The 7,284-nt window shown below is 40.0% G+C and carries 5 protein-coding genes; all 5 read right to left on the bottom strand.

Features of this window, described 5'->3' with window-relative positions:
* The coding region (locus CK510_RS00720; RefSeq protein WP_095719850.1) for a PP2C family protein-serine/threonine phosphatase at positions 1 to 1,366 on the bottom strand (1,366 nt) is incomplete at its 3' end.
* Positions 1,367 to 2,782: 1,416 nt separating this feature from the next.
* Complete coding sequence (ftsY, locus tag CK510_RS00715) at positions 2,783 to 4,528, bottom strand: signal recognition particle-docking protein FtsY (RefSeq protein ID WP_095719847.1); 1,746 nt, start codon at positions 4,526 to 4,528, stop codon at positions 2,783 to 2,785.
* 57 nt (positions 4,529 to 4,585) lie between these two features.
* Positions 4,586 to 5,215 carry a transcription antitermination factor NusB gene (gene nusB, locus CK510_RS00710; protein WP_095719846.1) on the bottom strand — a complete coding sequence of 210 codons (630 nt, stop codon included), beginning with the start codon at positions 5,213 to 5,215 and terminating at the stop codon, positions 4,586 to 4,588.
* 88 nt (positions 5,216 to 5,303) lie between these two features.
* Positions 5,304 to 6,026, bottom strand: a complete 723-nt coding sequence (locus CK510_RS00705; protein WP_095719845.1) for a DUF502 domain-containing protein — start codon at positions 6,024 to 6,026, stop codon at positions 5,304 to 5,306.
* A gap of 310 nt (positions 6,027 to 6,336) precedes the next feature.
* Positions 6,337 to 7,260, bottom strand: a complete 924-nt coding sequence (locus tag CK510_RS00700; RefSeq protein WP_095719844.1) for a glycosyltransferase family 2 protein — start codon at positions 7,258 to 7,260, stop codon at positions 6,337 to 6,339.
* Positions 7,261 to 7,284: the final 24 nt, after the last annotated feature.

The following is a 7,284-nucleotide window of genomic DNA, read 5'->3' as shown; positions in this document are numbered from 1 at the left end:
ACATATAATCGAGTATTTCTTGAGGATCGTCATAAATTCGACAAGCAATATTAAGTGCTTCAATCAGATTCTCTTCATCAAAGCGATCGCCACTGGCACATGCCGCATCCGTCATCCCATCAGTATAATAAATCACTACATCGCCCGATTCTAATACTGCTTGTCCATTTTCATACTGACTATTGGCATCTAAACCAATCAGCATTCCCAAAGTATCTAATCGGGTTACTGTTTTTGTTGCACCATGCCACCATAAAGGAGGATTATGTGCAGCGTTGCTATAGGATAAAGTTCGTGTATCGGGGTCAAATTCCGAATAAAACAACGTCACAAAACGGTTGGAATTTTCCAAATCCGCATACATAACGCGATTCAAATTCTGTAAAATCCGGCAAGGTGGATGACCATGTAAAACTTCACCCCGTAGCATTCCCCGCATCATTGTCATAATCAACCCTGCTGGGACACCTTTTCCCATCACATCCCCAACCACCAAACCCCAGCGTCCAGTTTCTTCGGTTCCCTCGGTATTTGTTAATACTATACTTCCTGGGGGTGTCGCTGGCGCGATCGCACTTTTACTAACGGGCTGAATTTGGTCGTGTTTGGTGGGGATAAAGTCGTAGTAATCACCGCCAACTCGGTTCGCTGGTTTACAACGGGCAGCTAAGGAGACACCGGGAATTGTCGGACATTGACGGGGTAAAAGTCGTCTTTGAATTTCTGCACCAATTTCTAATTCTTGGTCGAGACGTTCTTTTTTACGCAATTCAACCGCTAATTCGTCATTTTCAATAGCAACTGCGGTTTGGTCTGCCACTAAGCGTACTAATTTTTGTCGTGTTTCCGTCCATGTATAATCTGGGTCACGACTCAATACATACAGCCAACCGCGTTCGTTATGCTTCACCAATATTGCTGTACCAAAAATTTGCACATCTGGACCCAAGCATCGGTGCATCTGGTCATCCAGCATACCAGTGGTTGTCGCTAAAGGTACAGCATTAGACAATAATGCTATCTGACTACTGGCGGTTTCCAGTGCTTTACGAATATCTTTGCGCTGACGACTATCTTGCCAGTGCAGTTGTTCTAACCGCACTTGCCCATTGGGTTTGTAGAGAAATAGGGCACTTCCGTCAGCATCAGTCACTCGTGTTGCCATCAACGGAATTAATTCGAGAAACTGATTTAAGTTATTAAAACTTCTCAGTGCAAATCCCAATGAACTGAGTAAGTCTTGAATTTTGTTCTGTTCGCGATGTAGCCTTGCCACTAATTCTTTCAACGCGACAACAGGAGTAACATCTGTTGTTGCGCTGGTATTGCTGTCAGTAGGTTGGGAAGGTGGTTGAGGCACAGGTATTATTTAAATTAAAATATTGCAGGTTTTAGTGTAATTAGCGTGTAATCATTGTCTCTGATTGCTACACCATATTGGGACAAAGCTTGTAATTTTAGCAAGGGTATAAAGACGTAGCACAAAAAATTTATCAGGATTTCATTTTTGCATTTGATTTCTTAATAATTATGAGAGAGTAAATTAGTTATTTTTACCCAACCGTAATTATAGAATATAGAGTATTTTCTACTATATACTGATGGGTTTTTATCTTTATACACTTCGATTTTTGTATCATATTCCTGATGAGATAAATAAATTCAGAGCTAAATTGTCTATTTAGTACCATAAGTTACAGCATTTTATGACTAGCATTTTGTAACAAGGGGTCTGAGGTATTGGGGGTCAGGGAATTCTAGATATGGGTGAGAGTCATTAGGGTCTAAGTTCAGGCTGTAATTAAAAAGTGTTGTTCAAGACTGTGAAATAGAGTACTTTAGTTTAATTAAAAAGTAAATAAAATAGTTGAAAAAAAGAGTAATAAGGGATACGCGTGAGGAAAACCTCAAAAAATTTCCCACAAATGCAGAATTAGAACGTTGAATATATCCCTATAAAAAATGTGCGAGGATTTGAGAATGAGAGTTTATCAAACTGGGGGAAGCTTTTCGGTAGCATTGGACTACAGAACTCTTGTTACAAATCTGAATTTTTATTTTCACACAAAAATTTAGTGGTTTTTCTAGCCAATATTTAATTTCATCTGAATCTTAAATTGCTCTTATTGATGTACTAATACGAGATGTTTTGTAAGAACCGTTTTGCGATCGCGCTGAAAGTCTCAGTATTTTTAGTCTTTTTTCTGTAGTATTTACAGGTTCCTCACTGCCGATAATATCTAAGTAAGAACTTAGGATTGGCAGAAAAATCAAAATTAGAGGTTCGATCCTCCTGTTCCTAGTTTTTTTCCTTCACTTAGCTATGTTCCGTAAGAACCGCTTCGCGATCGCACAATTCAGGGTTAAGTGTAAGGGCACAGGCAGTAAGTAGAGCTTAATACCGGATATATATCTGACAATTTCAACTGAATGATACCAGAAGTTATTAAATATACAATTAATTAGTTCTGAAAAAATAATCTTCATCAAAACTAATTAATTGTTTGGCTGGCATGATATCCCTAGCTATTACATCAACAAAGGAAATAAACCTACTATTTCACAACACCAAAAAGCCTATATTGTGAACTTTATTCCCTTAGAGCATGTTTGAAAAGTTTTTGAAGGTATAATTTGTCATTCTGAGTGGAGCTTTGCGGAACGTAGGCGAAGCCATCCCGAAGGGTAGAATCTGCATTTTGACCCATATACTGAGATGCTTCGTTCCTCAGCATGACACAGAAGGGGACTTTTCAAACAACCTCTTAGGCTCCTTCTGACACTAGCCGCTTAATAATGCTTCGACAAACTCATAGCTGGAAAAAGGACGTAAATCTTCAATTCCTTCACCAGCACCAATAAAGCGAATTGGTAAACCAAGTTGCTTCACAACTGCGAGGGCAACACCACCTTTGGCTGTACCATCAAGCTTGGTGAGGACAACACCGCTTAACTGGGCAGCTTGGGAAAAAACTTCGGCTTGTCGCAAACCATTTTGACCTAAAGTGGCATCAAGAACCAACAGTGATTCTACTTTGGCATTTGGGGCTTTTTTATCGATAATGCGACGGATTTTACTGAGTTCTTCCATCAAGTTTTTCTTGTTTTGCAACCTTCCTGCGGTATCCACTAGTAATAACTCAGTATTACGGGCTTTAGCGGCTGTAATCGCATCAAAAACCACTGCTGCGGGGTCAGTATTCTTGCCGGGATTGGATACAACTTCTACACCACTACGGCTTCCCCAGACTTTAACCTGTTCCACTGCTGCGGCACGAAATGTATCTGCGGCACCAATTAAGGTTTTATACCCAGATTTTTGTGATAAATGGGCAAGTTTACCGATGGTAGTTGTTTTCCCCGCACCATTAACACCCGTCATTAACCAAATATTCAGGGTATCTTTTTCAGGTGCGAAAGCTGACTTTGGTGATTTTTGAATGGGTGTATCGAGCATATCCCGAATGATTTGCTTCAGGTATGCGATCGCAGCGTCTGGTGGTAATACTTCTTCCCGCAGTTTTTGTTGTAAAGCATCAATAATAAAGTCTGTGGCTTCGACTCCAACGTCAGCTTGCAGTAGTAATGCTTCAATTTCCATTACCGCAGCTTGGTTAAGTGGTCCTTGTCCCACAATTGACTTAAGTTGGTTCAGTATATTCCGACGGGTTTTATCTAAACCCTGCCTTAATTTTTTCAGCCAATTTATTTCTTCAATAGAAATATCTTCTGGACGACGACCTTGTGCTGCTAGGACTTCCGCAGACCATACAAACCCATCATCAAAATCTAAATCTGGGACTTCTACTGTCGTCTCTGGGTTGTTTTCTGTTGCTGTATTTGATTTTACCCCTGGTTGCGTTTCCAATTCGGGAAATGCGATCGCGTCAGCGACTCCCCCAGGGAGTATCGCATTAGCAACCAACCGTTCTTGTTTTGCTTCACGTTCGGCAGCTGCCCGTTCTAAAAATGATAAAGTTGCTGGTGCGGGTGTTTCCGAAATATTATTTCTGTCTGTTGCGGAAGAATCTGTTTCGCTAGCTGGCTTTGAATCAAGAACACTTTCAATATCAGAGCTTTCAATATCAGAGCTTTTCGCAACTTCTACGACTGATTCGCTAATATTCTCACTAATATTCTCGCTAATATTTTCATTAATATTTTCATCAACTGTTTCGACTAAAGCAGCAATTTCCTCAGTAATTTCTACTGGTAATGTATCTTCACTGGCTATTTCAGTCGTTTCTACAGAATTAGCTTGTTCTACATCGATATTTTCAGTTTGCTGCTTTTGCTGAATATTTTGGTATGCAGCTTTCGCAAATGCCAGCATATCAGCAGCCGCATCAGGTGTTGAATTAGCTGTTGAATTATCTGGTGTTGGACTATCTGGGATTGTAGTTTCGGTTGATTGAGTTTGCGCTTCTTGAGCTTGGGATTCTTTGAGTGTAGATGTTTCTGATTCTTTCTCAGTGGAAGGATTATCAGAAGATTCGTTATATTGACGGCGAAACCAATTAAAAACCATTGCAGCTAGCAGTATTAGTTGTTGATTATTTCCACACTACCAACGAATTCACATTAATTAAACAGCCTGTTTTAGTTCGGTAACTCGTCTAAGTACACCATTGATAAAACGATGTCCATCGGCTTCACTATAACGTTTAGCAAGCTCTACAGCTTCATTAATCGCAATTCTGGCATCAAGTCCCAAAAATCGCATTTCGGTGACTGCAATACGTAAAATATCCCGATCTATTTGAGCCAGTCGATGGACTTGCCAATCAACCAATGCCTGAGTAATATCCCCATCAACCAGATGTTGGTTTTCGTGTACGGTACGGACGATTTGAATTGCGTAGCGGGCAACATCTTTATCTTGGCTAGCGAGTTGAATTAGTTCAGGAAATTCAATTGCTGCACCCAATTTGTTAATTGCGCCTTGGGTATAGGATACTGCCTCTTTGAGCATGGTTCGAGCCGTGTTTAAGTCAGCAGCACGAGTTTCACTAGTTAAAAGGCGATCGTTACTACGTTGTAATTCACCAGCTGCGTTATCGAGAGTATCTTGAACTTCCGAACGCAGGGTACGAACTGCTGCTAATACTAACTTAGGAAGTTGGTCTTCCGTTAATTTTTTCGGGTTTGCGGGTAATTGACTTAGACTTAACAGTGCCAACTCGCGGGCAATTTGACGGGGTTTACGTTCTTGCATATGGGTGAGAAAATTTGTGTAGGAGAAAACATTGTAGAGATAGACATTTAATAATAGTTCGATTGGTGGTAATTTTGCGGAAATTCTTTTAAGTTTCTTCCATCTGGATTGTTTGGCGTTTGCTATCGGGAAGAGGGATTTCGATTTTATGCTCTTTTGCCATGACAAGTTGGGGTAATTGGCTATTCGGGGAAACAATCCCCCCAGATACTATAATTTTGAATGCGTCTTCGATGGACATCGAAAGGTTAACTACCTCATCTTCAGGAATAACCGCATACCATCCAGTCGTCGGGTTGGGAGTTGTGGGGATAAAAACACTTAGCATTGGACGGGACATTTGTGCTTGAATATCGGCACTAATCATCCCAGTTACAAATGCGATCGCCCAAATTCCTCGTCGAGGATATTCAACTAAAATTACCCGACGAAATTTCCCGTTGGAATCCTTTAAAACAGTCTCTAAAATCTGCTTTAGGGTTTTGTATACCTGTCCAGCTAGGGGAATCGCCTGTAAAAATTTCTCGCCAAAATCCAGTAACCACCGTCCCGCAATATTCCGAGCCATTAACCCAATCGCCAGAATACTCAGTAATGGCACAGCTAAACCAACAAATAAGTTCAGTATATTTACCAGAAGTGGATTTAATCCATCAAAAGGATTAACTTGTTTGGGTATTTTGGTGAGAAAATTAACTACCCAATTAGCAATGGTAATCGTCAACCAAATTGTTGTTGCTAACGGAATCACAACTAACAATCCCGCAATCAGGTCATTTTTTAAGTCATGCTTCAAGCGTTCGATTGCCAAACCCTGATTCTCCTTGTTTGAGCTAGTAAACTACCTACACTGTAACGTAAGGTCAGTTCTCTAATCCCTAATCCCTAATCTCTACTCACCAAATTTTAGATTTTAGATTTTAAATTTTGGATTTTGGATTTTGGGTTGAGGAATCCAAAGCCTAAAACTTAAACCAATACTTAAAAAGGTCTGTTCCCATAGCATACTAATAGAAGACACTCCGTACTTAGCAGTCGGGTATACCCTGAATTTATACTCGCTCTGTGATTGTTTATACTATGTTGAATAAATCTAAAATCTAAAATCTAAAATCAATTGACTATTCCCTAATCCCCACTCTCTCCAAAACCTTCACCTCCAAACTCGGTTGAGGCATATTCTTAATTTCCCAAGCTTTGAGTAAAATCAAGTATTCGTAAAAAGCCTGCAAAGTACACCAAGCAAAACCAGCGCGTCCATCTAAGCAACCACCCAAAATAAAATACATGTAAATAAAGCGTATAATCGGTCTGGCTGGTAAACGTAATGATAAATCTTTAAGGGCGCGACGGCGTTCAATTTCCGACTTTCCAAAAATTAAATCTTGCCATTTGACATCGCCATTTTCAAGTTGATAAACCGTTTCCTTCGCTTCATCTGTGGAGTAGCGGTTGTGTTTATCAATCCAACGGCTCAAACCCTTGCCATTCGTATAATGGGGATAAGTTTCCTTTAAAAAGCTGGTTGCACCATCGCAAACTTCCCGTTCAGTATGTCCGTAATCGCTAAACCAAACTTTACCATGTTGAAATAATCGCAGTTGGTAGCGCGGATATTGTGTACTGTGCTTAATCCAGCAATTCATAAACATGACTCGCTCGGCAACATAGTAACCAATAAAGTCAGATTTTTGATTATCAGATTTTTGATTATCAGATTTTTGATTATCAGATTTTTGACTTTCACCTTTTCGACTAACAGCAACACATTCCGCAAACAACTCCGGAGTCATCCGCTCGTCAGCTTCAAGAATATAAACCCAGTCATACTTAGGAGTTATATTTTCCAACATCCAAGTACGCTGCTTTCCGTGGCTTTCAAATGCATGTTGAACAACGCGCACAGGGTAGCTACTGGCGATTTCCACCGTGCGATCGCAACTCATCGAATCCACTACAATAATGTCATCAGATAGACTTGCAGACTCAATGCAAGCCGCAATATCTATTTCTTCGTTATAAGTCAATATGTAAATTGAAATCATATTATACTAATAAAAACTTAACCA

Origin of the sequence: Brunnivagina elsteri CCALA 953, from assembly GCF_002289455.1 — a bacterium.
Classification (GTDB): Bacteria; Cyanobacteriota; Cyanobacteriia; order Cyanobacteriales; family Nostocaceae; genus Brunnivagina; species Brunnivagina elsteri.
Note: the sequence above shows the minus strand (reverse complement) of the source record. Positions and strands in the feature narration are given on the sequence as shown.

Bases quoted from the DNA above. Each gene is read 5' to 3' on its own strand.
- ftsY (WP_095719847.1), bottom strand. From the start codon at position 4,528: ATGGTTTTTAATTGGTTTCGCCGTCAATATAACGAATCTTCTGATAAT.
- nusB (WP_095719846.1), bottom strand. From the start codon at position 5,215: ATGCAAGAACGTAAACCCCGTCAAATTGCCCGCGAGTTGGCACTGTTA.
- CK510_RS00700 (WP_095719844.1), bottom strand. From the start codon at position 7,260: ATGATTTCAATTTACATATTGACTTATAACGAAGAAATAGATATTGCG.